The 26,716-nt window shown below is 73.1% G+C and carries 16 protein-coding genes; 10 read left to right on the top strand and 6 right to left on the bottom strand.

Going from position 1 to position 26,716, the window contains the following annotated elements:
- Window positions 1-26 precede the first annotated feature (26 nt).
- The 9 genes from CP975_RS36055 to CP975_RS32045 all read left to right on the top strand — a co-directional run bounded on the left by CP975_RS36055 (window position 27) and on the right by CP975_RS32045 (window position 19,262).
- A complete protein-coding gene (locus CP975_RS36055; protein WP_246201698.1) occupies window positions 27-11,276 on the top strand; it encodes an amino acid adenylation domain-containing protein in 11,250 nt (3,749 codons plus the stop codon).
- A gap of 48 nt (window positions 11,277-11,324) precedes the next feature.
- Window positions 11,325-12,530 (top strand): cytochrome P450, encoded by a 1,206-nt coding sequence (locus CP975_RS32010; protein ID WP_055530728.1) that lies wholly within the window; start codon window positions 11,325-11,327, stop codon window positions 12,528-12,530.
- A 42-nt stretch (window positions 12,531-12,572) separates the two neighbouring features.
- On the top strand, window positions 12,573-13,685 hold the full coding sequence (locus CP975_RS32015; protein ID WP_055530726.1) for a cytochrome P450: 1,113 nt from the start codon (window positions 12,573-12,575) through the stop codon (window positions 13,683-13,685).
- Window positions 13,686-13,696: 11 nt separating this feature from the next.
- The gene (locus CP975_RS32020) at window positions 13,697-14,902 is read left to right on the top strand and encodes a cytochrome P450 (RefSeq protein WP_055530724.1); all 1,206 of its coding nucleotides are present in this window, start codon (window positions 13,697-13,699) and stop codon (window positions 14,900-14,902) included.
- Window positions 14,903-14,937: 35 nt separating this feature from the next.
- Window positions 14,938-15,156: a ferredoxin gene (locus tag CP975_RS32025; RefSeq protein WP_070321207.1), complete on the top strand. Its 219-nt coding sequence runs from the start codon at window positions 14,938-14,940 to the stop codon at window positions 15,154-15,156.
- A 173-nt stretch (window positions 15,157-15,329) separates the two neighbouring features.
- The gene (locus CP975_RS32030; RefSeq protein WP_055530722.1) at window positions 15,330-15,926 is read left to right on the top strand and encodes a hypothetical protein; all 597 of its coding nucleotides are present in this window, start codon (window positions 15,330-15,332) and stop codon (window positions 15,924-15,926) included.
- Window positions 15,923-17,275: a peptidoglycan-binding protein gene (locus CP975_RS32035; RefSeq protein WP_246201699.1), complete on the top strand. Its 1,353-nt coding sequence runs from the start codon at window positions 15,923-15,925 to the stop codon at window positions 17,273-17,275. The genes CP975_RS32030 and CP975_RS32035 overlap by 4 nt, the downstream gene beginning before the upstream one ends.
- Window positions 17,272-18,015, top strand: a complete 744-nt coding sequence (locus CP975_RS32040) for an ABC transporter ATP-binding protein (protein WP_246201700.1) — start codon at window positions 17,272-17,274, stop codon at window positions 18,013-18,015. Before CP975_RS32035 ends, CP975_RS32040 begins: the two co-directional genes overlap by 4 nt.
- Window positions 18,012-19,262, top strand: coding sequence for an ABC transporter permease (locus tag CP975_RS32045; RefSeq protein ID WP_055530721.1), 1,251 nt, complete (start codon window positions 18,012-18,014; stop codon window positions 19,260-19,262). The genes CP975_RS32040 and CP975_RS32045 overlap by 4 nt, the downstream gene beginning before the upstream one ends.
- Before the next feature lie 162 nt (window positions 19,263-19,424).
- On the opposite strand, the gene CP975_RS32050 is transcribed toward CP975_RS32045, so the two are convergent.
- Both CP975_RS32050 and CP975_RS32055 read right to left on the bottom strand, forming a co-directional pair.
- Window positions 19,425-20,432, bottom strand: a complete 1,008-nt coding sequence (locus tag CP975_RS32050) for an LLM class flavin-dependent oxidoreductase (protein ID WP_055530719.1) — start codon at window positions 20,430-20,432, stop codon at window positions 19,425-19,427.
- A gap of 54 nt (window positions 20,433-20,486) precedes the next feature.
- Window positions 20,487-20,708 (bottom strand): dodecin, encoded by a 222-nt coding sequence (locus CP975_RS32055; protein WP_030775381.1) that lies wholly within the window; start codon window positions 20,706-20,708, stop codon window positions 20,487-20,489.
- 262 nt (window positions 20,709-20,970) lie between these two features.
- Between CP975_RS32055 and CP975_RS32060 the strand changes: the two genes are divergently transcribed.
- A complete protein-coding gene (locus CP975_RS32060) occupies window positions 20,971-22,227 on the top strand; it encodes an extracellular solute-binding protein (protein WP_055530746.1) in 1,257 nt (418 codons plus the stop codon).
- A 56-nt stretch (window positions 22,228-22,283) separates the two neighbouring features.
- On the opposite strand, the gene egtD is transcribed toward CP975_RS32060, so the two are convergent.
- The 4 genes from egtD to egtA are packed head-to-tail and all read right to left on the bottom strand — an operon-like array spanning window position 22,284 to window position 26,675.
- Window positions 22,284-23,246, bottom strand: coding sequence for an L-histidine N(alpha)-methyltransferase (gene egtD / locus CP975_RS32065; RefSeq protein WP_055530717.1), 963 nt, complete (start codon window positions 23,244-23,246; stop codon window positions 22,284-22,286).
- Window positions 23,243-23,998: an ergothioneine biosynthesis protein EgtC gene (egtC, locus tag CP975_RS32070; protein ID WP_055530715.1), complete on the bottom strand. Its 756-nt coding sequence runs from the start codon at window positions 23,996-23,998 to the stop codon at window positions 23,243-23,245. Before egtC ends, egtD begins: the two co-directional genes overlap by 4 nt.
- Window positions 23,998-25,338 (bottom strand): ergothioneine biosynthesis protein EgtB, encoded by a 1,341-nt coding sequence (egtB, locus tag CP975_RS32075; RefSeq protein ID WP_055530713.1) that lies wholly within the window; start codon window positions 25,336-25,338, stop codon window positions 23,998-24,000. The genes egtC and egtB overlap by 1 nt, the downstream gene beginning before the upstream one ends.
- Window positions 25,335-26,675 carry an ergothioneine biosynthesis glutamate--cysteine ligase EgtA gene (gene egtA / locus CP975_RS32080; protein ID WP_055530711.1) on the bottom strand — a complete coding sequence of 447 codons (1,341 nt, stop codon included), beginning with the start codon at window positions 26,673-26,675 and terminating at the stop codon, window positions 25,335-25,337. The genes egtB and egtA overlap by 4 nt, the downstream gene beginning before the upstream one ends.
- Between the last annotated feature and the right edge of the window lie 41 nt (window positions 26,676-26,716).

Genomic DNA, 26,716 nt, shown 5'->3' on the forward strand with positions numbered 1-26,716 from the left:
ACCAGCCGTTGTGAGGAGACAGCACGATGAGCCGACCCCGACCCCGATCCCTCGTCGAGGACGTGTGGCCCCTGTCGCCGTTGCAGGAGGGGATGCTCTTCCACGCCTCCTTCGACGAGCAGGGCCCGGACGTCTACACCGTGCAGTCGGCGGTGGACGTCAACGGTCCGCTGGACACGGATCGGCTGCGGGCGTCGTGGGAGGCCCTGCTGGGCCGGCATGCCGCGCTGCGGGCCTGCTTCCGGCCGGTCACCGGCGCGCACATGGTGCAGGTCATCCCGCGCGAGGTCGTGCTGCCCTGGCAGGAGGCGGACGTCCGAGGGCTCGCGCAGGCCGAGGCCCTGGCGGAGATCGACCGGCTCGCGGCACGGCAGCGGGCGGAGCGCTTCGACCTCGCGGTCCCGCCGCTGCTGCGCCTCCTGCTGATCAGGCTCGATGACAACCGGCACCGCCTGGTCATGACGCTGCATCACATCCTCCTCGACGGCTGGTCGATGCCGATCCTGCTGGGCGAACTGCATGCGACGTACGCGGCCGGGGGCGCCACCTCCGCGCTGAAGCGGATCGCGCCCTACGGCGAATACGTGGCATGGCTGGGCCGCCAGGACAAGGAGGCGGCGTCGGCCGCGTGGCGGGCGGAACTGTCCGGAATCGAAGGACCGACGCTCGTCGCGCCGGCGGACCCCGGCCGCGCCCCCGTGCTGCCCGAGCAGGTCCACGCCTCGGCGCCCGCCGAACTCACCGCCGCCCTAACCGAGTTGGCACGAGGCGAGGGCCTGACGCTGAACACGGTCGTGCAGGGCGCCTGGGCGCTGGTCCTGGCACGCCTCGCGGGACGCACGGACGTGGTGTTCGGCGCTACCGTCGCAGGACGGCCCGCCGAGCTGCCGGGCGTGGAGTCCATGGTCGGCCTCTTCATCAACACCCTGCCGGTGCGTGTGCCGCTCGACGGCGGGCAGCAGGTCGCCCAGATGCTGGCGCGGCTCCAGGAGCGCCAGTCCGCGCTGATCCCGCACCAGCACGTGGGGCTCGCGGAGGTCCAGAAGCTCGCGGGCGCCGCGGCCGTCTTCGACACCCTCGTGCTGTACGAGAACTACCCGCTGCCGCCCGCCGCTCCCGCACCCGGCCCCGACACCATCTCCCTCAGCCCGGCGGGGGCCTCGCGCGACGCCTCGCACTATCCGCTGACGCTCGTCGCGGTCCCGGGCGGCGACCGGATGCGCTTCAAGCTGGACTACCGGCCGGACCTGTTCGACCGCGGCACCGCGGAGTCGATCGTCCAGCGGTTCCTACGGGTCCTGGAGCGGATGGCGTCCGACCCCTCCGCGCGGATCGGCGACATCGACGTCCTCGACGGGGCCGAGCGGTCACGGGTGGTCGAGAGGTGGAACGCCACGGCGCGACCGGTGCTCACGAGCACCGTGGTGGCCGCGTTCGAGGAGCGGGCGGGCCTTTCGCCGGACGTGGTGGCGGTGCGGTGTGGCCAGGACGTGGTGTCGTACGGGGAGTTGGAGGCGCGTGCGAACCGGCTGGCCCGCTCTTTGACGGGTCGAGGCGTGGGCCGTGAGGCCAGGGTGGGTCTGTGTCTGCCGCGCGGTGTCGACATGGTCGTCGCCGAGCTGGCGGTGTGGAAGGCGGGCGGCGCGTTCGTGCCGCTGGACCCGGAGTATCCGCCGGACCGGCTCGCGTTCATGGTGGCCGACAGCGGCGCCCGGATGGTGCTCTGCACCGGTGAGCCGCCGGCCGTACGCCGCGCCGACGAGCCGCCGGCCGGCGACGTACGCGTCGTGCGACTCGACGACCCGGAGACCGCGCGGGCGATCGCCGCGGAGTCCGCCGAACCGCCCGGCGTGACCCTCCTGCCGGACCAGCTCGCCTACGTCATCTACACCTCCGGGTCGACCGGACGCCCGAAAGGCGTGGCCCTCGCCCACCACGGCGTGGCGAACCTCGCGGAGGCGATGCGCCCGGCGCTCGACCTCGACGCGGGCACGGTCATGTTGCAGTTCGCGTCGTTCGGCTTCGACGGATCCGTCCTCGACGTCGCGGTCACCCTGGCCGCCGGGGCCACCCTGGCCATCGCGTCGGCCGAGGAGCGCACCGAACCGGACGCGCTGACCGGGATGATCCGCGAGACGGGCGTCGGGTCGGCCAGCGTCGTGCCCTCGGTGCTGCGCGTCCTGGACCCGGCCGACGTGCCCGGCGTACGCAACTGGGTGCTCGGCGGCGAACTGCTGACCGCCGACCTCGCCGGCCGGTGGAGCGCGCGGGCACGCGTGTGGAACACGTACGGCCCCACCGAGGCGACCGTGATGGCCACGGTCGGCCCGGTCGACGCCGGGATCACCGCGGGCGACGAACCACCGCCGATCGGGCGCCCGCTCGCCAACACGCGCACGTACGTGCTCGACGGGTTCCTGCGGCCGGTGCCGCCCGGCGTGACCGGCGAGCTGTACGTCGCGGGGCCCGGCCTGGCACGGGGCTACGCGGGGCGGCCCGAGCTGACGGCGGAACGTTTCGTGGCCTGCCCCTTCGGCGCGGGCGGGCGGATGTACCGGACCGGTGACCTGGCCCGCTGGACGGCGGACGGCCGGCTGGTGTTCGCCGGGCGGGCGGACGAGCAGGTGAAACTGCGCGGATTCCGCGTGGAGCCCGGCGAGATAGAGGCGGTGCTCGCCGGACACGCGGCGGTGGGCCAGGTGGCGGTGCTCGCCCGCGAGGACCTGCCGGGCGACAAACGTCTCGTCGCGTACGTCGTGCCCGCCACCGACACCGCGAGCGAGGCCGAGGGCGTCGACGGCACGATCGACCCCGAAGCGCTGCGCACCTTCGCCGGAGCGCGTCTGCCCGACTACATGGTTCCCGCGACCGTCGTCGTCCTCGACGCGCTGCCGCTCACCGTGAACGGCAAGCTCGACCGGGCCGCCCTGCCCGCGCCCGAACACGCCGAACAGGGCGGCCGGGATCCGCGGACGCCCGTCGAAGCGGTCCTGTGCGCCGTGTTCGCCGAGGCGCTCGGCGTCGAACGGGTGGGCGCCGACGACTCGTTCTTCGCCCTCGGCGGCGACTCGATCCTGTCGATGATGCTGGTGTCCGGGGCCCGCCGCGCGGGCCTCGCGATCACCGCACGCCAGGTGTTCGAGCACCGCACCCCGGCCGCCCTCGCGCTGGTGGCCGTACCGGTGGACGGCGGGGCCGCCGGCGGCGGCGACCCCGGGACCGGCGAGGTGCCCCTGACCCCCGTGATGCACGAACTGCTCGACCGCGTCGGCGCCGACCAGGTGGGCCGGGTCGTCCAGTCCGCCGTCGTCGAGGCCCCGGCCGGGCTGAGCCACGAGACGCTGGCCGACGCGGTGCGCGCCGTGGTGGACCACCACGACATCCTGCGCGCCCGCCTCCGGACGGAACCGGAACCGCGGCTCGTGGTGTCAGGACCGGGCACCGCACCGGCCGGATCGTGGGTACGCCGGATCGACGCGGAATCCGTGGAGGCCGACGACCTGCCGCGGGCCATCGCCGAGGAGAGCCGGGCGGCGGTGGCGCGGCTCGATCCGCGCTCCGGTGTCATGGTGCAGGTGGTCTGGTTCGACCTCGGGCCCGAGACCGCCGGGCGGCTGCTGCTGGTCGTCGACCACCTCGTGATGGACACGGTGTCGTGGCGGATCCTGCTGCCCGACCTGGAGCAGGCCTGCGCGGCCCTCGCCGCAGGCCGCAAGCCGGAACTGGAGCCGGTCCCCACGTCGTTCCGGCACTGGGCGCGCGCCCTGGCCGAGCAGGCGCGGAGCGCGGACCGGATCGCGGAACTGCCGCGGTGGGCGGAGTTGCTCCAGGGCCCCGACCCGCTGCTGACCGCACTGCCCGCGGACCCGGCACGCGACGTGGCCGCCACGGTGCGGCGGATCTCGGTGACCGTACCGGCCGAGGTCACCTCGGCCCTGCTGACCGGCGTGCCCGCCGCCTACCACGCGGGTGTCGACGACGTCCTCCTGACCGGACTCGCCGCCGCGGTCGCGCGGTGGCGCGACGGCGCCGACCCCGAGGGCGGCTTCCTGGTGGACGTGGAGGGCCACGGCCGGGTGGAGCTGTCCGACGGCATGGACCTGTCGCGGACGGTCGGCTGGTTCACCGGCACACACCCCGTACGGCTCGACGCGGGCGCCGCCGACCTCGACGAGATCCTGTCCGGTGGCCCGTCGGCGGGCGACGCCGTGAAGCGCGTCAAGGAACAACTGCGCGCGGCGCCCGGCGACGGCCTCGGCTACGGCCTGCTGCGCCACCTCAACGACGAGACCGCGCGGGAACTCGCCGCCCTGCCCGCCGCCCGCATCGGGTTCACCTACCTAGGCCGCGTCCCCGGCGCCCCCGCGGACGAGAGCCCGGACACGGCGCCCGATCCCGCAGGCGGACAGCTCCCCGTCGCCCACCCCCTGGAGGTCTCCGGCGTCGTCCACGACCTGCCCGGGGGGCCGCGCCTCACCCTGAGCCTCGCCTGCCCGCAGCACCTCCTCGACGAGCAGGCGGCGCGCGCCCTGGTCGAGGGCTGGGCGGCGATGCTCACCGGCCTGGCCGCCCACGCCGCGGACCCCGCGGCGGGCGGCCACACCCCCTCGGACTTCCCGCTGGTCACACTGACGCGGACCCAGGTCGAGAAGCTGGAGGAGGCGGCGCCGGGCCTCGCGGACATCTGGCCGCTCTCCCCGCTGCAAGAGGGCCTGCTGTTCCACTCGATGTTCGCGGACGAGGGCCCCGACGTGTACGTGGAGCAGATGATCGTAGGCCTCGAAGGGCCGCTGGACACCGACGTCCTCAGGGCGTCCTGGCAGTCGGTCCTCGACCGGCACGCGAGCCTGCGCGTCGGCTTCCGGCAGGTCGCGGGGTCCGGGCAGGCCGTCCAGATCGTCATGCCCCGGGTCGCCCTGCCGTGGCGCGAGGAGGACCTGTCGGAACTCGGCGAGGACGCGGCCAGGGAGGAGTCGGACCGGATCGGGAACGAAGAACGGGACAAGGGCTTCGACCTGGAGAAGCCGCCCCTGCTGAAGGTGCTGCTCGTCAAGACGGGCCACGAGCGGTACCGCATGATGGTGACGCTCCATCACATCGTGCTCGACGGCTGGTCGTTGCCGGTGCTGCGGCGCGAGCTGTGGGCCTGCTACGAAGCGGGGGGCAGCGCCGACGGCCTGCCCCCGGTGACGCCGTACTCGCAGTTCCTGGCCTGGCTCGGCCGCCAGGACAGGGAAGCGGCCCAGGAAGCGTGGGCGGCGGAGCTGTCCGGCGCCGAGGAGCCGACGCTGGTCGTGCCCGTGACCCCGGGCGCGACGGTCGAGGCGTCCGGCGTGTCGGGCGAGGTCTTCACCGTCGCCGACGAGGCGCTGAACACCGCGCTCGGCGAGCTGACGCGCGCCCACGACGTGACGCTGAACACCGTCGTCCAGGCCGCGTGGGCGCTGGTCATCGGCCAGCTGGCGGGCCGCAAGGACGTGGTGTTCGGTGCGTCCGTCGCGGGCCGGCCCGCCGAACTGCCGGGCATGGAGGACATGCTGGGCCTGTTCATCAACACCGTGCCCGTCCGCGTGGCCTGCGAGCCCGCGCGGACCGTCGCCGAGGTCCTCACCGACGTACAGGCCAGGCAGTCGGTACTGATGGACCATCAGTACCTGAGCCTGGGGGACATCCAGCGGATCGCGGGACCGGGAGCGACCTTCGACTCCCTCATGGCGTTCGAGAGCTTCCCCACCGGCATGGACGCTCCCGCACAGCCCGGTGAGGGCCCCCGGGAGGCCGCACCGGCCGGCCTGAGTTTCACCGAGGCCGACATGCGCGAGTCGATCAACTACCCGCTCGGCCTCGTCGTGGACCCGCTCGGCGGGCTGCGGCTGCGGCTCACCTACCGGACGGACGTCTTCGAGGAACCGGCCGCCCGCGCCCTGCTCGACCGCCTCGTGCGGGCCCTGCGGCAGATGGCGGCGGACCCCGGCCTCACCGTGGGCCGGATCAAGCTCTCGGACACCGCCGAGCGGTCGCTGGTGACCGAGCGGTGGAACGCTCCGGCGGTGGCGGTCCCGGACGCGCTGGTGCCGGAACTGTTCCAGCTGCGCGCGGGCCTCTCGCCGGACGCGGTGGCGGCGCGGTGCGGCCAGGACGCGGTGTCGTACGGCGAGTTGGAGGTGCGGGCGAACCAACTGGCCCGCTTCCTGGCGGGTCGAGGCATCGGCCGTGAGACCACGGTGGGCCTGTGTCTGCCGCGCGGGATCGACATGGTCGTCGCCGAGCTGGCGGTGTGGAAGGCGGGCGGCGCGTTCGTGCCGCTGGACCCGGAGTACCCGGCGGACCGGCTGGACCATGTGATCGCCGACAGCGGCGCGCGGGTGGTGCTCGGGTCCGGCGGCTCCCTGGACGGCCTGTCGATGGGAGCGGCCCGGGCGGTACTGCTCGACCAGGTGGAGACCGGCCGGGCGATCGCGGCGGAGCCCGCCGAGCCGCTCGACGTGACGGTGTCACCCGGTCAACTGGCCTACGTGATCTACACATCGGGGTCGACGGGCACCCCCAAGGGTGTCGCCGTGGCGCATGGCGGTGTGGCGAACCTGGCCGAGACGATGCGGCCCGCGCTGGGTGTCGCCGAGGGTGTGGCGGTCCTCCAGTTCGCGTCGTTCAGCTTCGACGCGGCGGTCCTCGACGTGGCCGTCACCCTCGCGGGCGGCGGCACGCTGGTCGTCGCCTCGGGGCAGGAGCGGGCCGAGCCGGGAGCGCTGGCCGAGATGATCCAGGCCTCGGGCGTCACCACGGCGAGCGTCGTGCCGTCGCTGCTGAACCTGCTGGACCCCGACGCGGTCCCCGGCGTGGGCAACTGGGTCCTCGGCGCGGAGCTGCTGACCGCCGACCTGGCCGGCCGCTGGACCCCGCAGGCGCGGGTCTGGAACACCTACGGCCCCACCGAGGCGACCGTGATGGCCACCGCGGGCCCCGTGAACGAGGACATCAGGCCGAGCGACGGCCCGCCGCCGATCGGCCGCCCGCTGGGCAACATCGGGACCTACGTCCTGGACGGCTACCTCCATCCGGTGCCGCCGGGCGTCACCGGCGAGGTGTACATCGCGGGGCCGGGCGTGGCGCGCGGCTACGTCGGGCGCCCGGGCCTGACCGCCGAACGGTTCGTGGCCTGCCCGTTCGGCGACGGCGGACGGATGTACCGGACCGGTGACCTGGCCCGCTGGACGACCGACGGACAACTGCTGTTCGTCGGGCGCGCGGACGAACAGGTCAAGATCCGCGGATTCCGGGTGGAGCCGGGTGAGATCGAGGCCGTTCTCTCCTCCCACCCGCGGGTGCGGCAGGCCGTGGTGGTGCTGCGCGAGGACCGGCCGGGGGACCGGCGCCTGGTCGGCTACGTCGTCGCCGACCAGGACGCCGAGGAGCCGGACACCGAGGAGATCCGCGCGTTCGTCGGCCGCACCCTGCCGTCGTACATGGTCCCTGTCTCGGTGGTGGTCCTCGAAAAGCTGCCGCTCACGCGCAACGGCAAGGTGAACCGCAGGGCGCTGCCCGTCCCCGACTTCGCGGGGCGGGTCTCCGGGCGGGAACCGGAGAACGAGACCCAGGCGACCCTCTGCGCACTGTTCGCCGAGATCCTGGACCTCGAACGGGTCGGCATCGACGACAACTTCTTCGACCTGGGCGGCGACTCGGGCCTCGCGATGCGGCTCGCCGCGCGGATCCGCGAGGAGTTCGGCACCGAGCTGAGCATGCGGCGCTTCTTCGGCTCCTCCACCCCCCTCGGCGTCGCCAGGCTGCTGACGTCGAAGGAGCTTCCGGAGCTGCGGCCGGTCGACCACCCCGAGGAGATCCCCGCCACGGCGAGCCAGACACGGACCTGGCGCCTCGAACGGGACAACCCCGGCTCGGCGGTCCGGCGGGTCCCGGTCGCGTTGCGCCTGCGCGGCACCCTGCACCGCGAGGCACTGGAGGCGGCTCTCGGCGACGTCGCCGCACGGCACGACATGCTGCGTACGACCTTCGCCTGCTCCGAGGGCGGCGAGCTGTACCAGCACGTCCTGGACGCCGACGCGGCCCGGCCCGCGCTGCCGGTGACAGCGGCGACCGAGGAGGAACTGCCGGATCTCCTGGCCGACCACGCCGGGTACGAGTTCGACCTCACCCGGGAGACGCCCTGGACGTGCCGCCTGTTCGCGCTCTCGGACACCGAGCACGTCCTGCTGATCGTGGTGCACCGCGTCGCGACGGACGACGCGTCGCTGACCATCCTGGTCCGCGACCTGGCGGCGGCCTACGGAGCGCGCCGTGAGGGCAGGGCCCCCGAACGCGCCCCGCTGCCCCTCCAGTTCGCCGACTACGCGCTCTGGGAGCGCGAGATGCTCCGGGACGAGCGGGACCCGGACAGCCTGATCGGCGAGCAGTTCGCCCACTGGAAGAAGGTACTGGCGGGCGTGGGCGCGGAGCTGGAGCTGCCGGCCGACAGGCCGCGGCCGCCCGTCGCCTCCCACCGGACCGACTCCGTGCCGGTGCACCTCGACGGTGACACGCACGCCCGGCTGAAGGAGGTGGCCGAGGGCGAGGGAGCGACGGTCTCCATGGCACTGCAAGCCGCGCTCACCCTGCTCCTCTCGGGGCTCGGGGCGGGGCCCGACGTCACCCTCGGCACGGTGCTGCCGCTCCGCGACGAGGAAGGTGACCTGGACGGCCTGGTGGGTCCCTTCGCCGACCCCATGGCCCTGCGGACGGACGCCTCCGGCGACCCCACGTTCCGCGAACTGCTCGGCCGGGCACGGGATACGTACCAAAGGGCGGTGCAGAACGCCGACGTGCCGTTCGCACGCCTCGTGGAGGCCCTCTCACTGCCGGCCACCGCGACGTGGCACCCCGTGTTCCAGGTCCTGCTCGAAGTGCACGGCGACGCCGCCGAGATCTGGGAGTCACCGGCCCTGCCGGGCCTCAGCACCACCCGCCTGCCCGTCGGGACACCGGTGGGCGAACTGGACCTGGCGATCAGCCTCACCGAGCGGTACGGCGTCGAGAGCCGCCCGAACGGCGTCGACGGCACCGTCCGCTACGCGGCCGAGCTGTTCGACCGGTCCACCGTCACCGCGCTCGCGCGGCGGCTCGTCCGCGTCCTCGAACAGGTCGCGGCCGAACCGGGGCTGCGCCTGAGCCAGGTGGACATCCTCCTGGACCCGGCCGAGCGCCACCAAGTGGTGGAGGCGTGGAACGGCACGGCGGCGGATGCACCGGGCATACCGGGCCCCACCGTCGTCGCCCTCCTCGCCGAGCAGGCCGCGCTGCACCCCGACGCGGTGGCCGTCACGGACCGGCACGGCCGGCTCACCCACGGCGCGCTGGACGCCGCGGCCGAGCGGCTCGCCGAACGCCTGGCCGCCCAGGGGGTCGGCGCGGAGGACGTGGTCCTCGTGGCGCTGCCGCCCACGGCCGGACTCGTCGTCGGGTTGCTCGGCGTGCTCCGGTCCGGTGCCGCCTGCATGTTCGCCGACCCGAACCGGCCCATGGAGGACATCGCCTCGTGCCTGCGCCGGGCCACCCCCGCGGCCCTCGTCTGCGACATGGCCGTGGCCCCGCTCCTCGCCGACGGCATCACGGTACCGATGCTGCTGGTCGACGGCCCACAGGCGGCCGCGGCGGGCGGCGGGGACGCCGCCGACGGGGCGGACCGCCGGCTGCCGCTGCCCGGCCAGGCCGCGCTCGTCCTCGGCTCCACGGCCCTCGGCGGAGCCGACGGTTCCGTCGCGGGCGCGGTCATCGAGCACCGGACGCTGCACGACCAGATCGCGCACCGGACGCGCGTCTCGCCGACGCGCGACGGGGTGACCGTCCTTGACGTACGCGCGCCCGTCACCGCGTTCCTGACACCACTGCTCGCCGCCCTGTGCGAGGGCGGCAGTGTCCGCCTGGGAACGGGCGCCGACGAGGCGACGCCGAGCACCGCCCCGGACGGCGCGCAGCTCCTTGTCACCACCCGCGAGCTGCTGCCGACGATCCCCGAAGCGGCGTCCGGAGAGCCGCCGTTCGCCGCGGTCACGGTCGTCGACGACACCGGGGCGACAGCCGTGGAGGACACGCGGGACTGGCCGGCCCGCCATCCGCGGACCGCGCTGGTCAGCGTCCACGGCACGGCGGAGACCGCGGGCGCGTGGCTCGATCACAGGACCGCGCCCGGCGAACCCCTCCCCGAGCAGGCCCCGGCGGGACGTCCCGTGTCCCACACCCGGGCATACGTCCTGGACGACTTCCTGCGCCCCGTCCCGCCGGGCGGCACCGGCGACCTGTACGTCGCGGGGTCCTCGCTGGCACGGGGGTACGCGGACGGTCCGGGCCCGACCGGCGAGCGGTTCGTCGCCTGTCCCTTCGGGGCCGAGGGGGAGCGGATGCTGCACACCGGCGAGCGGGCGAAGCGGACGGCCACGGGCCTGCTCGCCCTGCGCGGCAGGAGCCAGGACGCCAAGCACGGTGTCAGGGCGGCCCGCCGCGCCGGCGGAGACCACGGCGACCTGGAGGTCCTGCTGCCGCTGCGCCCGACGGGTACGCGCCCGCCGCTCTTCTGCTTCCACACCGGTACGGGACTGAGCTGGGCGTACGCGGCCCTCCTGCGGCACCTGCCCGAGGACCTGCCCGTCCACGGCGTGCAGGCGCGCGGGCTCGCGGAACCGGAGCCCATGCCGCAGAGCGTGGAGGAGATGGCGGCCGACTACGCCGAGCAGATCAGGACCGTCCAGCCCACCGGCCCGTACCACCTCCTCGGCTGGTCCTTCGGCGGCCTGATCGCACACGCGGTCGCCGCCCGCTTCGAGGAGCAGGGCGAACAGGTGCGCCTGCTCGCGGTGATGGACGGCTATCCCGAGGGTTCCGGCGGGGCCGACCTCGGCCGCCGGAACGAACCCGGCCAGGACGAACACCCCACGCGGACGCAGCGCGGCCAGACCCTGGGCCAGGACGTCGGCAAGGGCATGGACGAAAGCCTGAGGTCGAACATGCAAGCAGTGATCGACAACATCGGCCGTCTCACCCCGCACCACACGCCACGCCGCGTCCACGGCGACCTGCTGCTCTTCATCGCGGCCGAGGACCGGCCCGCGGAACTGACCGCGGCGGCCGCGCGGGAGAGCTGGCAGCCCTTCGTCGAAGGCGACGTCGAGTCGTACGAGATCGCCGCGAGTCACTACACCATGCTCCAGCCCGTGCCGTCGTCGGACATCGGGGCCGTCCTCGCGATGAAACTCCGGCAGGCCGACGACACCGGAACGAAGTGAATCCCGAAATCCCCTGACGCGGCACACGGATGACGAAGGGACCCCTGGATGTCGAAGCGACTGAAAACCGCAGCGCACACGCGCCGCAACGGCATAGAACCCATGCCCGAACTGGCGAGCATCAGCGCGCGGACACCGCTCGTCCGGGTCGACGCCGAGGGGTCGTTCTCGGGCTGGCACTGGCTCGCCACCGGCTTCGACGAGGTACGGGCGATCCTCAGCGACGACCACAGGTTCAGCATGATTCCACCGCCCACGCAGATGCACGGGGCCGCGGGGCGCGTCGAGATCGGCAACCTCCTCCGGTACGACCCGCCCGAGCACACCCGGCTGCGGAAGATGCTGGTGCCCGAGTTCACCGTCCGGCGCATTCGCCGCCTGGAACCCTTCGTGACGGAGATCGTGGCGGACTGCCTGGACGCGCTGGAGCTCGCCGGTCCGCCCGCCGACCTCATGCCCACCTTCGCCCTGCCCATCCCCGGCCTGGTCGGCTGCGCCCTGCTCGGCGTGCCCCGCGACGACGCGGCCGATCTGGCACGCCACTTCGTCTCCACCTCCTCCGCCGCAACGGACCATCGCACCGATCCCCGCGAGCGGGAGCGCATGCGGGCGGCGGGGAACGCGTTCGTGACGTACATCAGGAGGCTCGTCCGGCAAAAGCGCCGCGACCCCGGCGACGACCTGCTGGGCATGCTGATCCGCGAGCACGGCACGGACGTCACCGACGAGGAACTGACGGGCATCGCCGCGACACTCCTGGGCTCCAGCATCGAGAACGTCGGCGGAATGCTGGCACTGGCCCCTCTCGCCCTCCTCCAGTACCCCGACCAGCTCGCGCTCTTCCTGGACCGGCCCGAGCTGACCGACCAGGCGGTGGAGGAACTGCTCCGTTACGTCTCGTCCGTGCCGAACTCCATTCCCCGCTACGCCCTCAAGGACGTACGCGTGGGCGAACACGTGATCAGGACGGGCGAGGTGGTGATGTGCTCCCTGCTCGCCGTCAACCGCGCCCAGCTGCCGGGAGTGCCGCAGGACACTCTCGACATCACCCGTGACAGCAGCGGCCACATGGCCTTCGGACACGGCATCCACCACTGCCTGGGCGCCTCGCTGTCCAGGCTGGAACTGCGGATCGCCCTCCCGGCACTGCTGCGCAGGTTCCCCGGACTGCGGCTCACCGTGCCGGCCGAGCAGCTCCGGTACCGGACCTGGACACCCAACTACGGAGTCGACGTACTGCCGGTGGTCTGGTGACGTCACGCTCCGCCGGACCCGTGCGGGAAAGGAAGGCCGCCCATGCCCAAGCCGTTGAAGGAATCCGATCGAACGCCGCTCGTCGAGACCGTGGTACCGGGGACCTCGGACCGTGCCTGGATCGCCAACGGCTACGACGAGGTGCGGGCGATCCTCAGTGACGACAGGTTCAGCACCATGCCGCCCGCGCAGACCCCCGAGGCCTCCCGGCGGCTGATCCAGCCCGGCAACCTCCTCCAGTACGACCCGCCCGAGCACACCCGGCTGCGCAGGATGCTGACGGGGGAGTTCACCCTCCGACGGGTCCGCGCCCTCGAACCCCTCGTCGAGGGCGTCGTGAAGGACCGCCTGGACGCCGTGGAGGGCGCCGGCCAACCGGTCGACCTCGTCGCCCACTTCGTCTGGCCGGCCACCAGTCTGATCGGCTGCGCCCTGCTCGGCATCCCGCGCGACGACCAGGCGGAGCTGGTACGCCACCTCGACACCAACCGCCTCGACAACCCCGACCGGGAACAGCGGGACATGGCGGGGACCGCGTACCTCGCCTACCTGGACAAGCTGATGCGGTCCAAGCGCCGAAAGCCCGGCGACGATCTGCTCGGCCGGCTGATCCGCGACCACGGCAAAAGCCTCACCGACGCGGAACTCACCGGCACCGCCGCGACCCTCCTGGCCTCCTTCATCCCGATCACCGGCGGCACCCTGGGCCTCGGTCTCGTCGGGCTCCTGGAGAACCCGGACCAGCTCGCCCTGCTCACCGAACGCCCGGAACTGATCGACCACGCGGTCGAGGAAGTGATCCGCAGCGTCACGATCATCCCGCACGCCTCACCGCGTACCGCCACGAAGGACGTGACCATCGGGGACCACGTGATCAAGGCCGGTGAGTTCGTGGCGTGTTCCCTGCTTGAGGCCAACGCGGCCCGGCCGCCCGGAGACCCGCAGGACTCCCTCGACATCACCCGCGACAACAGCCACCACATGGCCTTCGGACACGGCCTCCACTACTGCATGGGCGCGTCCCTGGCCCGCATGGAGCTGCGGATCGCCATCTCGCGGCTGCTGCACCGCTTCCCCAAGGTGCGGCTCGCGGTGCCGCGCGACGAACTCCGCTTCACGGCACGGTCCGTGGAGACGCTCCCGGTGTCCTGGTAGGGAGGAACGACATGCCGAACGAGCCGGCGCCCGTGCCCGTGCACACCCGCCGTACCCGCTTCGATCCGGCCGACGAACTGCGCCGGCTCTCGGCCGGTGGGCCCGTCACCAGGGTCAGCCTGGCACCCGGCGCGGGCGACCGGCCGCTGTGGCTGGTCACCGGCTACCACGAGGTGCGCCAAGTCCTCGGCGACCAGGTCCGGTTCTCCACCAGCCGCTTCGGCGCCCGGACACCGGGGGGAACCAGCAAAACCCAGCGGCCCGACGACGGCATCGGGCTGCTCATGGACTACGACCCGCCCGAGCACACCCGGCTGCGCAAGATGCTCACGCCCGAGTTCACGGTCCGGCGGATGCGCAGGCTCCGGCCCCGGATCGAGGCCATCGTCACCGAGTGCCTCGACGCCGTGGAACGCGCGGGCCAACCCGCCGACCTCGTCGGACTGTTCGCGGCCGCCGTCCCGGGCCCCGTGCTGTGCGAGCTGATCGGAGTGCCGCGCGACGACCGCGACGACTTCCTGCGCCGCTGCCACGCCCACCTGGAGACCGGCAAGGAACGAGGCGAGCGGGCGGCCGCTGGAACGGCGTTCACCCGCTACCTCGCCGCCTTGGTGGCCCGCCAGCGCAAGGACCCCGACGAGGGCTTCCTCGGCATGCTGGTACGCGATCACGGCGAGGAGTTCACCGACAAGGAACTGCGGGGCATCTGCGTCCTGTTGATGCTCGCGGGCCTCGACAACATCTCCGGGATGCTGGGCCTCGGGACGCTGGCGCTCCTGGAGAACCCAGGCCAGCTCGCGGTGGTCCGCGACGACCCCGCGGCCCTCGACCGGGGCATCGAGGAACTGCTGCGCTATCTGTCCGTGCCACACGCCCCCACGCCCCGCACCGCGGTGGAGGACATGACGCTCGGCGGCAAGCGGATCAGAGCGGGCGACACCCTCGTCTGCTCGATCCCGCTGGCCAACCGTGACCCGGCGCTCATCGACGAGCCCGACCGGCTCGACCTCACCCGCGAGCCGGGACCCCACGTCGCGTTCGGGCACGGCATCCACCACTGCCTGGGCGCCGCCCTCGCCCGGATGGAACTGCGCATCGGCTACGCGGAGCTGCTGCGCCGCTTCCCCGGTCTGCGCCTCGCGATACCCGCCGAGGACGTGGAGTTCAGGGTCAGGTCGACCGCCTACGGAGTGGAGCGGCTGCCGGTCACCTGGTGAGGACGGGGGCGGAACACGAGGGAGGAAGGGAAGAGATGTCGATGGAGATACGGGTGGACCGGGAGCGGTGCGCCGGTTCCAGTCTGTGCATGAGTTACCTGCCCGCCGTCTTCGACCAGTCGGACGACGACGGCAAGGTGCTGCTCAGGACACCGGTGCCCGGCGCCGACGTGGCGGAGGCGGTGAAGGGCGCGGCCGCGAGGTGCCCCACCGGCGCGATCACCCTGCACGCGCGGGACGCGCAGGACGCGTAGGGCGCGCAGGCCCAGCACCCACCGGCCCCGCCCGCGGCGGCGACGGCCACGAGCCCACCGGGCCCGTGGCCGTCCGGCATGCCCGCACGGGAAACCGCTGGTGGTGAGCGCACTGTGCGGACGCCCCGCTTTGTGTCCGCCGTGTGACCGGCGCCCGCGTAGAAGTGTGGTCCATGTTCCTCACACACGAGCGAGCGACCGGGCACAAGCGCGTCGCATCCAAGCGAGTCATCGCCCCCGCCCTCCTGGCCGCCTCCGTCTTCGTCACAGGGGCCGCCCTGACAGGCTGCTCGGGCGACTCCTCCGCCGCGTCCAAGGACAAGGACCCGTCGCCGACGAGCGCCTTCGACCGGGCTCTGGCCTACTCGGAGTGCATGCGGAGCAACGGAGTTCCCGACTTCCCCGACCCGCAGCAGGACACCGGTGGCGTCAAGCTGACCCCGGACGGCGGCGGCGCCGACCCGAACTCCGACGCGTTCAAGAAGGCCGCGGAGGCTTGCCAGGACAAGGCGCCGCAGGGGCTCGGCGGCGGCGGAGGCGGCGGGGAGGCCCTCGACTCGGCCAAGGTCGCAGCGTGGGCCAAGTGCCTGCGCGAGAACGGCGTACCGAAGTTCCCCGACCCCGAGATCAACGGCGGCACCATGAACATCGACCTCATCGGCGCGGGCGTCGACCCGCAGGACGCGGCGTTCACCAAGGCCATGCAGACCTGCCAGAGCAAGTACCCGGGCGGCGGCGTCATGTTCGGGCCCGCCGGGGGTGGGCAGTGACCGCGGACGGCACGGACGAGATGGCGCCGGACAGGCCGTCCGGGGCGCTGGAGCGCCACACCTCCGGGCAGGTGTCGACCAAGACGTCGAAGGACCTCGACACCCCCGCCGGGGAAGAGCCCGCCAAAGAAGTGGACACGGCCGCCCGGGAGGACCCCGCCAAGGACGGTGAGCAACCGGGCAGCGCCCGCAGGCGGCGCCCGCTGCGCACCGCCCTGATCGTGCTCGCCGCGACGGCCGTCGCCGCGGCGGCGGGCATCGCCGCCACCGGCACCCTGGGCGGAGACGGCACGGACTCCGCGAGCACCGCACCGACCGGGCCGCCCGCGACGGCCGAGGTGGAACGGACCACCCTGACCGACTCCGAGACGGTCGACGGCAACCTCGGCTACGGCGACGCGCAGACCGTGCAGGCCCCCGCCTCGTCGGCCGGCACCGGCACCGCCGGACAGGGCGGCGCATCCGGCGGTGACGGCGGCGGCATCGTCACCTGGGTCCCCGAGGAGGGCGAGGTCGTCAAGCGCGGTGACACCGTCTACCGCGTCGACGAGCAGAAGGTCCCGCTCCTCTACGGCTCCTTCCCGCTCTACCGCACGCTGGAGCCGGGCTCCGAGGGCGCCGACGTCGAGATGCTGGAGAAGAACCTCCGCGCCCTCGGCCACACCGGCTTCACCGTCGACGACACGTACGACTCCGCCACCGCCGAGGCCGTGCGGGACTGGCAGGACGGCCTCAACCGCGAGGAGACCGGCGAGGTCAGGCCGGGGGAGGCCCTGGTCGCCCCGGAGGCCAGGCGCGTCGCGAACGTGACCGCCACCCCCGGCGCTGCCCTGAGCGGGAACCTGCTGTCCTGGACCGGCACCGAGCGCATCGTCGGCATCGACCTCGACGTGCAGTTCGAGGACCTGGTCGACAAGGGCACCGAGGCCACGGTCAGGCTCCCGGACGACACCACCGTCACCGCCGAGGTGACCGACATCGGCACGCCGTCGACCTCCAAAGGCGAGGACTCCTCCGGTTCCGGCGAGTCCGACTCCGGGTCCGGCGGCTCGGGCGGCGACGAAGACCCCACTCTGCCCGTCGAGCTGACCGTGAAGGACCAGAAGGGGCTCGGCCGCTACCAGGCCGCGGCCGTCGAGGTCACGCTGAAGGCCGAGACCCGCAAGGACGTCCTCGTGGTGCCCGTCAACGCCCTGGTGGCGCGGAAGGGCGGCGGCTACGCCGTGGAGGTCGTCACGGCGGACGGCACCGAGCTGCGCCCGGTCAAGCCCGGCATGTTCGCGGACAGCAAGGTCCAGATCTCCGGGACCGGCATCAAGGAAGGCACCGTCGTGGGGGTCCCCAAGTGACCTGGGAGGCAACGGGGGCGATCACGGACCGTCCGGTCGTCGAACTGGCGGGTGTGTCCAAGACGTACGGGGACGTCGCCGCCCTGCGCGACGCGGACCTCGTCATCCGGCGAGGTGAACTCCTCGCCATCGTCGGCCCGTCGGGGTCGGGCAAGTCCACTATGCTCAACATCATGGGCACCCTGGACCGCCCGACGAAGGGCACGGTGCGCATCGACGGGCACGACGCGGCGAGCCTGACCGACCGCGAGCTGTCCGCGCTGCGGGCCGGCACCATCGGCTTCGTCTTCCAGCAGTTCCACCTGGCCTCCGGAGTGCCCGCACTCGACAGCGTCGCGGACGGGCTGCTGTACAGCGGCAGGCCGCGCGGCGAACGGCGTCGCCTAGCCGAGAAGGCGCTGCGCCGCGTCGGACTAGGCCACCGTCTCTACCACGAGCCGCACCAGCTGTCCGGCGGCGAGAAACAGCGCGTGGCCATCGCCAGGGCCGTGCTCGGTGACCCGCCGCTGCTGCTGGCCGACGAGCCGACCGGCGCGCTGGACTCGCGGTCCGGCGCGGTCGTGATCGAGCTGCTGCACGAGCTGCACGAGGCCGGTACGACGGTGGTCGTCATCACGCACGACCGGGACATCGCCGCCACCCTGCCCCGCGAGGTGCGGGTCAAGGACGGCCGCCTGGAACACGACTCCGGCGGCGCGGGCACGTCCACGTCCCTGGTGCCCGAGGAGGCCGTGCGATGAGCGTGACGAACACGACCGGGAAGCTGGAGCGCGCCGGGAGCCCAGAGCCGCCGCGGCGGCCGAAGCCCGCCCGGATGAACCCGGCGGACGTGCTGCGCGTCGGCGGCTCCGGGCTGCGCTCACGGCCCATGCGGGTGTTCCTGTCGGCGCTCGGCATCGCCATCGGGATCGCCGCGATGGTCGGCGTGGTGGGCATCTCCACCTCGTCCACCGAGGATCTCGACCGCAGGCTCAAGGCCATGGGGACCAACCTCCTGACGGTCACGCCCGGCCAGTCCTTCGTCGGCGACGCGGCACATCTGCCCGCCGAGGCGGTCGAGATGATCGGCAACATGGACGACGTGGAGTCGGTCTCCGCCGTCGGCAAGACCAGCGCGAAGGTCTACCGCAACGACCACACCCCCAAGCAGGAGACCGGCGGCCTCAGCGTCGCCGCCGCCCGGACCGACCTGCCGAAGTCGGTCGGCGCCGAGATCGTCGACGGCCGCTGGCTCAACGCCGCCAACAGCCGCTACCCGGCCGCCGTCCTCGGCCCCAAGGCCGCCGAGCAACTCGGCGTGCACAAGGCGGGACCGGACGTGCGGGTATGGCTCGGCGGGCGCTGGTACACCGTCGTCGGTCTGCTCGCGGCCAACGAACTGGTGCCCTCGCTGGACTCCTCGGTCCTGGTCGGCTGGACGATCGCGGAGGAGGAGCTGGGCTTCGACGGCTACCCGACGGCCATCTACACCCGCGCCGAAGAGGCCGCCGTCAACGACGTCCAGAGCGTCCTCGGCGCCACCGCCAACCCGGAGACCCCCAGCGAGACCACCGTATCCCGGCCCTCCGACGCGCTGGCCGCCAAGGAAGCCACCGACGACGCCCTCAGCGGACTGCTGCTCGGCCTCGGCGGGGTCGCCCTGCTCGTGGGCGGCGTCGGCGTGGCCAACACCATGGTCATCTCCGTGCTCGAACGCCGCTCCGAGATCGGCCTGCGCCGCTCGCTGGGCGCCACCCGCGGCCAGATACGCACACAGTTCCTGGCCGAGGCGCTGCTCCTGTCCGCTCTCGGCGGCCTCGGCGGCGTCCTGCTCGGCATCGCCGTCACCGGCGGCTACGCCTCCTACCAGGGCTGGCCGTCCGTCGTCCCCCTCTGGGCGATGGCCGGCGGGGTCGGGGCCACCCTGGTCATCGGCGGCCTCGCCGGTTTCTATCCGGCCGTACGAGCCGCCCGGCTGCCCCCGACCGAGGCACTGGCCACGACATGACCGCCACCTGGTGAGAGGCACCACCCGAGACCGCGGTGCGCCCGCTGGAACCGTCCCCCGTGCCACGGGGGCACCGCGCCCGCCCGTGCCACACCCCGGGCCGATCCCGGCGGACGGTGCGGGCGGGACCTCGGGAGTCCGGGACCGTCCGGGACCAGGTCCTCAGGCCGGGCGCAGCTCCGCGATTTCGGCCAGGCGCCGGAAGGAGTCCACAAGGCCCGCACGGTCGTAGGTACTGGTCGTCACCAGCACCTCCTGAGCGCCGCTCTCCTTGATCACATGCTCCAGCTGGTCCGCGACCTGCTCCCGCGTGCCGTACACGTGGCCGCGCAGCCCCGACTCGTAGAAGCCGCGCTCCCTGTCCGTCATCGTCAGGGACTCCACGCGCTCGGCGGGAGGCAGCGGCGGGAACGTGCCGTGCGTACGGGAGTACGCCATCGACCAGGCCTCCGGGATCAGCAGTCGGCGGGCCTCCTCCTCGCTTCCCGCGACGGCGACGGTGCCCGCGATCATGACGTACGGCTCCGCGAGCCAGGGTGAGGGCCGGAACGAGCCGCGGTACGTCTCGATGCCACGCAGCATCTTCTCGCGGCCCCTGATGTCCCCGATGACCAGCGGGACGCCCGCCTCGGCGGCGATCGTGGCGCCCTCGCCGACGGCGAGGACGTACGGCGGGACGGTGAGGCCCTCCGCCGGGCGGGCCCGCACGCCGGTGGCGGACGTGCCGCGGAACCAGCCGAGCAGCTCGGCCAGTTGCCCGGCGAAGTCCTCCGCGTCGTGCTTGTCGCGGCCGAGTGCCTTGCGGACCCCGTCCGTGAACCCGACGGAACGGCCGAGCCCCATGTCGATCCGGCCCGGGAAGAGCGACTCCAGCACCCCGAACTGCTCGGCCACGACCAGCGATCGGTGGTTGGGCAGCATCACGCCGCCGGTGCCGACCCGGATGGTGCGCGTGGCCGCCGCGACGGCCGAGGCGAGGACCGTGGGCGCGGAGCCCGCGACACCCGGCACTCCGTGGTGCTCGGAGACCCAGAAACGGTGGTAGCCGAGAGCTTCGAGCTCCTGGGCCAGGCGCACGGTGGCGCGCAGGGCCTCGGGCCCGTCGTGCCCCTCACGGGTGCGCGAACGGTCGAGGACGGAGAACCGGGTTGCCGCGATCACTGAGCTCACGCAGGGTTCAACACCACAGGGCCGCGATGATTCCCGCCCCGCCGCGCACCGCGCCTACGCCTGGTCTCCGTCCTCCAGGCGGAATCCCACCTTCAGCCCGACCTGGTAGTGCTGGATCTCCCCGTTCTCGATATGCCCCCGCACCTGCGTGACCTCGAACCAGTCGAGCGAACGAAGCGTCTGCGAGGCGCGCGCGATCCCGTTGCGGATCGCCTGGTCGACACCCTCGTGCGAGGTGCCGACGATCTCGGTCACGCGGTAGGTGTGGTCCGACATGAAGGGGTTCCTCCTGGCCGTTGGCTGACATCACGGAGTGCGTCACTCCACCGTGCACCAGCACGTGCGGACGCGCGAGACGGCGTACCCCAGGGGGTATCCGGCCCAGTATCCGACGGTTACCCCCTTGACCGGCTCATTGGTACGGACCAAAATCCAGCCAGTACCCGTTCGAGCCATCCGCTCACCCCCCGCGTCGGGCTGACCTTCCCCTGTCCGCAGGCAGAAAGTGACCCACGTGAAGCCGCACCGCCGCGCCGCCATGCCGCTGGCCCTGGCCCTCTCCTCGACCCTGATGCTCGCCGGGTGCGGGCTGCTGCCCGGCGAGGACGAGCACCGCACCGTCACCGTCTGGATGATGCAGGGCAGCGCGTCGCCGGAGTTCGTCGAACGCTTCACCGAGGACTTCGAGAAGGAGCACGAGGCCATCGACCTGGACATCCGGGTCCAGGAGTGGACGGGCATCGGCACCAAGGTGAAGAAGGCGCTCAAGGACACCGGCGGTGACGCGCCCGACGTCATCGAGGTCGGCAACACCCAGGTCGCCCAGTACGTCGACGAGGGCGGCCTGTACAACCTGACCCTGGAGTCCGCGCGCGACCTCGGCATGGACGACTGGCTGCCCGGCCTCGCCGAACCGGGCCGCTACAACGGGGGCCAGTACGGCATCCCCTGGTACGCCGCCAACCGCGTCGTCATCTACAACAAGGACCTTTTCGCCGAGGCGGGCATCACCAGACCGCCGCGCACCCGCGAGGAGTGGATCGCCGACACGCGCAAGCTCAACACCCGGGGGAACCAGGGCATCTACCTCGCGGGCCAGGACTGGTACACGCTCGCCGGGTTCATCTGGGACGAGGGCGGCGACCTCGCCAAGGAGACCAAGGAGTCGTCCGGCGACTGGCGCGGCACCCTGCACTCGGCCGCGGCGCTGCGCGGCATGGCGTTCTACCAGCGCCTCCAGGCCCTCGGCCGGGGCCCGCGCGACGCCGACGAGGAACACCCGGCGCAGGCAGGGGTGTTCGCGGGCGGCGACGTCGCCCAGATCGTCGCGGTGCCCGGAGCGGCCCGCGCCATCGAGGAGAAGAACCCCGAACTGAAGGGAAAACTCGGCTACTTCCCGATCCCCGGCAAGAGGGCCGGAAAGCCCGGCGCGGTCTTCACCGGCGGCTCCGACCTCATCGTGCCCGAGCGCAGCGACGACCACAGGGGCGCCGTCGAGGTGATCGAGGCCCTGGCCGGCAAGAAGTGGCAGACCGACCTGGCGAGGACCATGAACTACGTTCCCAACAAGGCGAAGCTGGCACCCGCCGTGGCGGGCGAGGCGGGCGTCGCGGCGATGGCCGCCGGCGCGGCGAACGGCCGGGCGACCCCCAACTCGCCGCGCTGGGCGTCCGTCGAGGCCGACAACCCCATCAAGGACTACATGACCGAGGTCCTGACGGGCGGCGACCCGGCGACGCGGGCCCGCGAGGCCTCCCGCAAGATCACCAGGGCGCTGGACATCGAGGGGCTGTGAGGGCGGGGCCGTGCCCGTACGCGGACAGGCCCCGCCCCGCACAGCGGCCCGGCTCCCTACACGGGCGCACTCAGCGACAGCGCGAAGCGCCCCCGCTCATCCGTCCACCAGTGCGTCAGGTCCAGCCCAGACGCGGCCAGTTCGGCCCGCACCCCGTCCTGTCTGAACTTCGCCGAGATCTCCGTGCGCATCTCCTCGCCCGCGGCGAAGTCGACGGCCAGGTCGAGCGCGGGGATCTTCACCGTCTGGTCGGCCGTCGAGCGCAGCCGCATCTCGATCCACTCCCGCTCGCGGTCCCAGACGGCGACGTGCTCGAAGGCGTCGGGGTCGAAGTCCGCCTCCAGCTCGCGGTTCATGACCGCAAGCACGTTCTTGTTGAACGAGGCGGTCACACCCGCCGCGTCGTCGTAGGCCGAGACGAGCACCGACTCGTCCTTCACCAGGTCGGTGCCTAGGAGCAGCGCGTCGCCGGGGGCGAGCAGGTCGCGCACCGAGGAGAGGAACGCCGTGCGCTCGGTGGGCAGGAGGTTGCCGATCGTGCCGCCGAGGAACGCGACCAGGCGCGGGCCCGGCGTGCCCGGCAGCGCGAGACCACGCGTGAAGTCGGCGATCAGGGCGTGCACGTCGAGCGAGGGCCGCCGCGCGAGCAGCGTGTTCGCCGCGCCGGTCAGCGCGCTCTCGCTCACGTCCACGGGTACGTAGGTGTGCAGGGAGGGCATGGCGTCGATCAGGTGGCGGGTCTTCTCCGAGGAGCCTGAGCCCAGCTCGATCAGGGTCCGTACGCCCGTGACCTCCGCGATCTCGGCGGCGCGGGTGACCAGGATCTCCCGCTCGGCGCGGGTCGGGTAGTACTCGGGCAGGGTGGTGATCTCCTCGAAGAGGGCGCTGCCGCGCGCGTCGTAGAACCACTTGGGCGGCAGGGACTTCGAGGCGCTCGTCAGGCCGTGCCGTACATCGGCGCGCAGCGCGGCGCCGGTGGCGTCCTCGGGCAGGGTGCGGGTCAGCAGGAACGGGCTCACGCAGTGGGCTCCTTGAGCGGTGTCAGCAGTATGTCGGTGCGGCTTGCGGCGAGCAGGGTGCGGTCGGGCACCTCGCGCCAGTGCGGATCGTCGTCGTAGGGCTCGGAGGCGACCACCGTGCGGCGGCCCGGCTCCGCCAGGTACCAGAGGGTGTCGCCCCAGGCGGTCGCGGTGATCGTGTCGCCGTTGGTCAGCAGAAGGTTGAGGCGCGAGCCGGGGGCCGCGGCGGCGACGTCGAGGACGGTGTCGGCCAGGGCCTGCCCCTCCTCGTCGCCGTCGCGCAGCCGGTGCAGGACGAGCGCCCACACCAGCGCGGAGTCGCAGCGCGCCTCCATCGAGAGCAGCTCGGCCGGGGGCAGCGCCTCGGTGAGGGCGGCGAGCGATCCCGGCCAGCCCGTCACCGCGCCGTTGTGGCTGAACAGCCAGGGCCCGGAGGCGAACGGCGCGGCCGCGGCCTCACCGTCCGCGCCCGCCACCGTGGCGTCCCGCACCGCCGCGAGCAGCGCCCCGGAGCGGACGACCCGGGCGAGGTCGGCGAAGGACTGGTCACCCCAGATCGGCCCGGAGCGGCGGTAGCGGCCGGGCACGAGATCGCCGTCCGCGTACCAGCCGACCCCGAAACCATCGGCGTTGACCGTGCCGTACCGCTGCCGGCGAGGCGCCCACGACTGGCGGTACAGGCTGTGCGCGGGCTCCACGAGGAGCGTTCCCAGCGGCTCCGGCGGGCCGAGGAAAGCCAGGTGACGGCACATCAGACCGCCTCCGGGGCCGAGGTCTCCGTCGGCCCGGCGTCCCGTGCGGTGCGGAACCCGGAGAAGATCTGCCGCCGCACCGGATGGTCCCAGTTGCGGAACGTGCCCCGGCAGGCCACCGCGTCCACGGAGAACGCCCCGCCGCGCAGCACCTTGTAGTCGCCGCCGAAGAAGACGTCCGAGTACTCGCGGTAGGGGAAGGCGGCGAAGCCGGGGTAGGGCAGGAAGTCGCTGGACGTCCACTCCCACACGTCCCCGATCAGCTGCCGGACGCCCAGCGGTGACTCACCGGCCGGATAGCTGCCCGCGGGGGCCGGGCGCAAGTGCCGTTGCCCCAGGTTCGCCCGCTCGGGCGTGGGGTCGGCGTCGCCCCACGGGTAGCGTGTGGAGCGGTCGGTCACCGGGTCGTGCCGGGCGGCCTTCTCCCACTCCTCCTCGCTGGGCAGGCGCCGGCCCGCCCAGCGCGCGTAGGCGTCGGCCTCGTACCAGCTCACGTGCAGCACCGGCTCGTCGGCGGGCACCGGCTCGACCGAACCGAAGTGGCGCCGCAGCCACTGGCCGCCCTCGCGGCGCCAGAACAGCGGGGCGCGCAGGTCGTTCTGCCGTACCATCGCCCAGCCCGCGGGCGACCACCAGCGCATCTCCTCATAGCCGCCGTCGTCGATGAACCGCTGGTACGCGGCGTTCGTCACCGGTGTGGTGTCGATGAAGAACGGCGGGACCAGACGGCGGTGCGCGGGGCGTTCGTTGTCCAGAGCCCACGGTTCGGTGGAGGTGCCCATCGTGAACGGGCCGCCGGGGACCAGGACTTCGTCGGGTCCGGCGAACGGCGGGGACGGCTCCGGGTCCGGTGCGGTGAGCGAGGTGGGGCCCGACCGCAGCTGGTGCGTGATGAGCATCGTCTCGTCGTGCTGCTGCTCGTGCTGCGCGATCATCCCGAACGCGAAGCCCGCGTCGGTGAGCGGCGTACCCCGGAAGGGTGTCTTCTCCAGCACGTCGAGAGCGCGCCCCCGCACCTCGGCCGCGTAGCCCCTGGCCTCGGCGGGCGCCAGCAGCGGAAGGCTCGGCCGCTGTGAGCGGGGGTGCTCGAAGGCGTCGTAGAGCGGGTCGATCTCGGGCCGCATCGCGTCACGGCCCGCGACGGCGCGCAGCAGCCACTGCTCCTCCTGGTTGCCTATGTGCGCGAGGTCCCAGACCAGTGGTGACATCAACGGCGAGTGCTGAGCCGTCAGTTCGGAATCCTCGACACACGTGGTGAGGAGGGTCGTGCGGTCCCGGGCGGCCAGCAGCGCGGCAAGGGCACGCTCGCGCAGGGCTTCCGGGTCGGTGGGGCCGTTCATCGGCGGGTGTCCTTCCCCGTGGTCTCTTGGTGTCGATGCGCGTCGCCGAGGCCGTCCAGCAGGTCGTCGGCCGGGCAGCGGCCCCGCGCGACATACCGGTCGGCGTACGTGGCGACCGCGTCCCGCACGGACGCGTCCGCGCCCATCCGGGGCAGCGCGTCGACGGCGGCGGCGAAGCAGACGGCGGCGGCGTCACGCAGCTCGGTGTCGGCCATGCCGTGGCGCGCCGCGTCCAGCCACAGCGGGCTGTGGGGGGCGGCGGGCGAGCCCGGCGGCCCCTCCCGCTCGGCGAGCGGCTTGACGGCCCGGTAGGCGGTCTCGGCGGCCTCCGGGTCGTCGAACAGCGCGCTCGTCACGGCGAGCGGCACGATCCAGCCGTCCTCGCCCGGCTGCGCGTCGACCATCCGCAGCTCCAGGTGGCCGCGCGGGCGGACCGGCGGGAAGAGCGTGGTCAGGTGATAGTCGAGGTCGTCGCGCGTCGGCGGCCGCGGCACGCCCGAGCGGGCCCAGGACCGGAACGTCAGCCCTTCCGGGGCGCTCCAGGGGCCCTCGCCCGGCGGCCTCTTGACGCACATGACCGGCGCGTCGAGCGCGTGCCGCGTCCAGGTCTCGCGCGGCTCTCCCTCCAGCGGCGGGGCGCCGGACCTGCCCGGCTCGATGCCCGCCCACACCGCCTGGCGCGTGGACCGCCAGCCGGTCGGGCGGCCCTCCTGGAGCGGGGAGTTGGCGAAGGCGGCGACCAGGACCGGACCCAGCAGATGCGCCAGCCGCCAGCGGCGCGCGTAGCCGAGCGGGCCCGGCTCCTCGTACCCGGCGTCCAGACAGATCTGCACGGAGGCCGTCGAGCACATCATGCGGCGCCCCGCGGGGCCGCCGCGGTCGAGGCAGGACTCCAGCGCGTCGTAGCGCGGCTCGCGCAGGATCCGCGACGGCGGCCGCCACGGGTCGGCGCCGAGCCCGCTGAGGGTGAGGCGATGGGAGAGTAACGCGTCACGGACGAGGCCGAGATCGGCCCGCATGGCCGAGACGCACTCCGTCAGGGAAGCGGCGGGCAGCGAGCTGAGCTCCAGCTGGCCGCCGGGTTCGACGGTGACGGACGCGTGCAGGGGCAGGGCCCGCAGAGCGGCATAGGCCGCTTCGAGACGAGCGGTGGGGACGGGCAGATGGGCCAGTCCGGGCTCGTGGACGAGCCATTCCAGCTCGACACCGGTGGAGCGTGGCGGCCCTGTCTTGAAGCAGATGCCGCGGACCAGCGCCTCCACTTCCGCCTCGGTCACCGGATCCGGTGCCTTGGCACGAGGCGGTATCAGGTGATGCGTACAGTCTCCCTCGGGCATGCGGGGATCCTTCCAATCGTAGGTGCTCGTCACACCCAAAA

Source organism: Streptomyces alboniger, from assembly GCF_008704395.1.
In the GTDB taxonomy this organism is placed as follows: domain Bacteria; phylum Actinomycetota; class Actinomycetes; order Streptomycetales; family Streptomycetaceae; genus Streptomyces; species Streptomyces alboniger.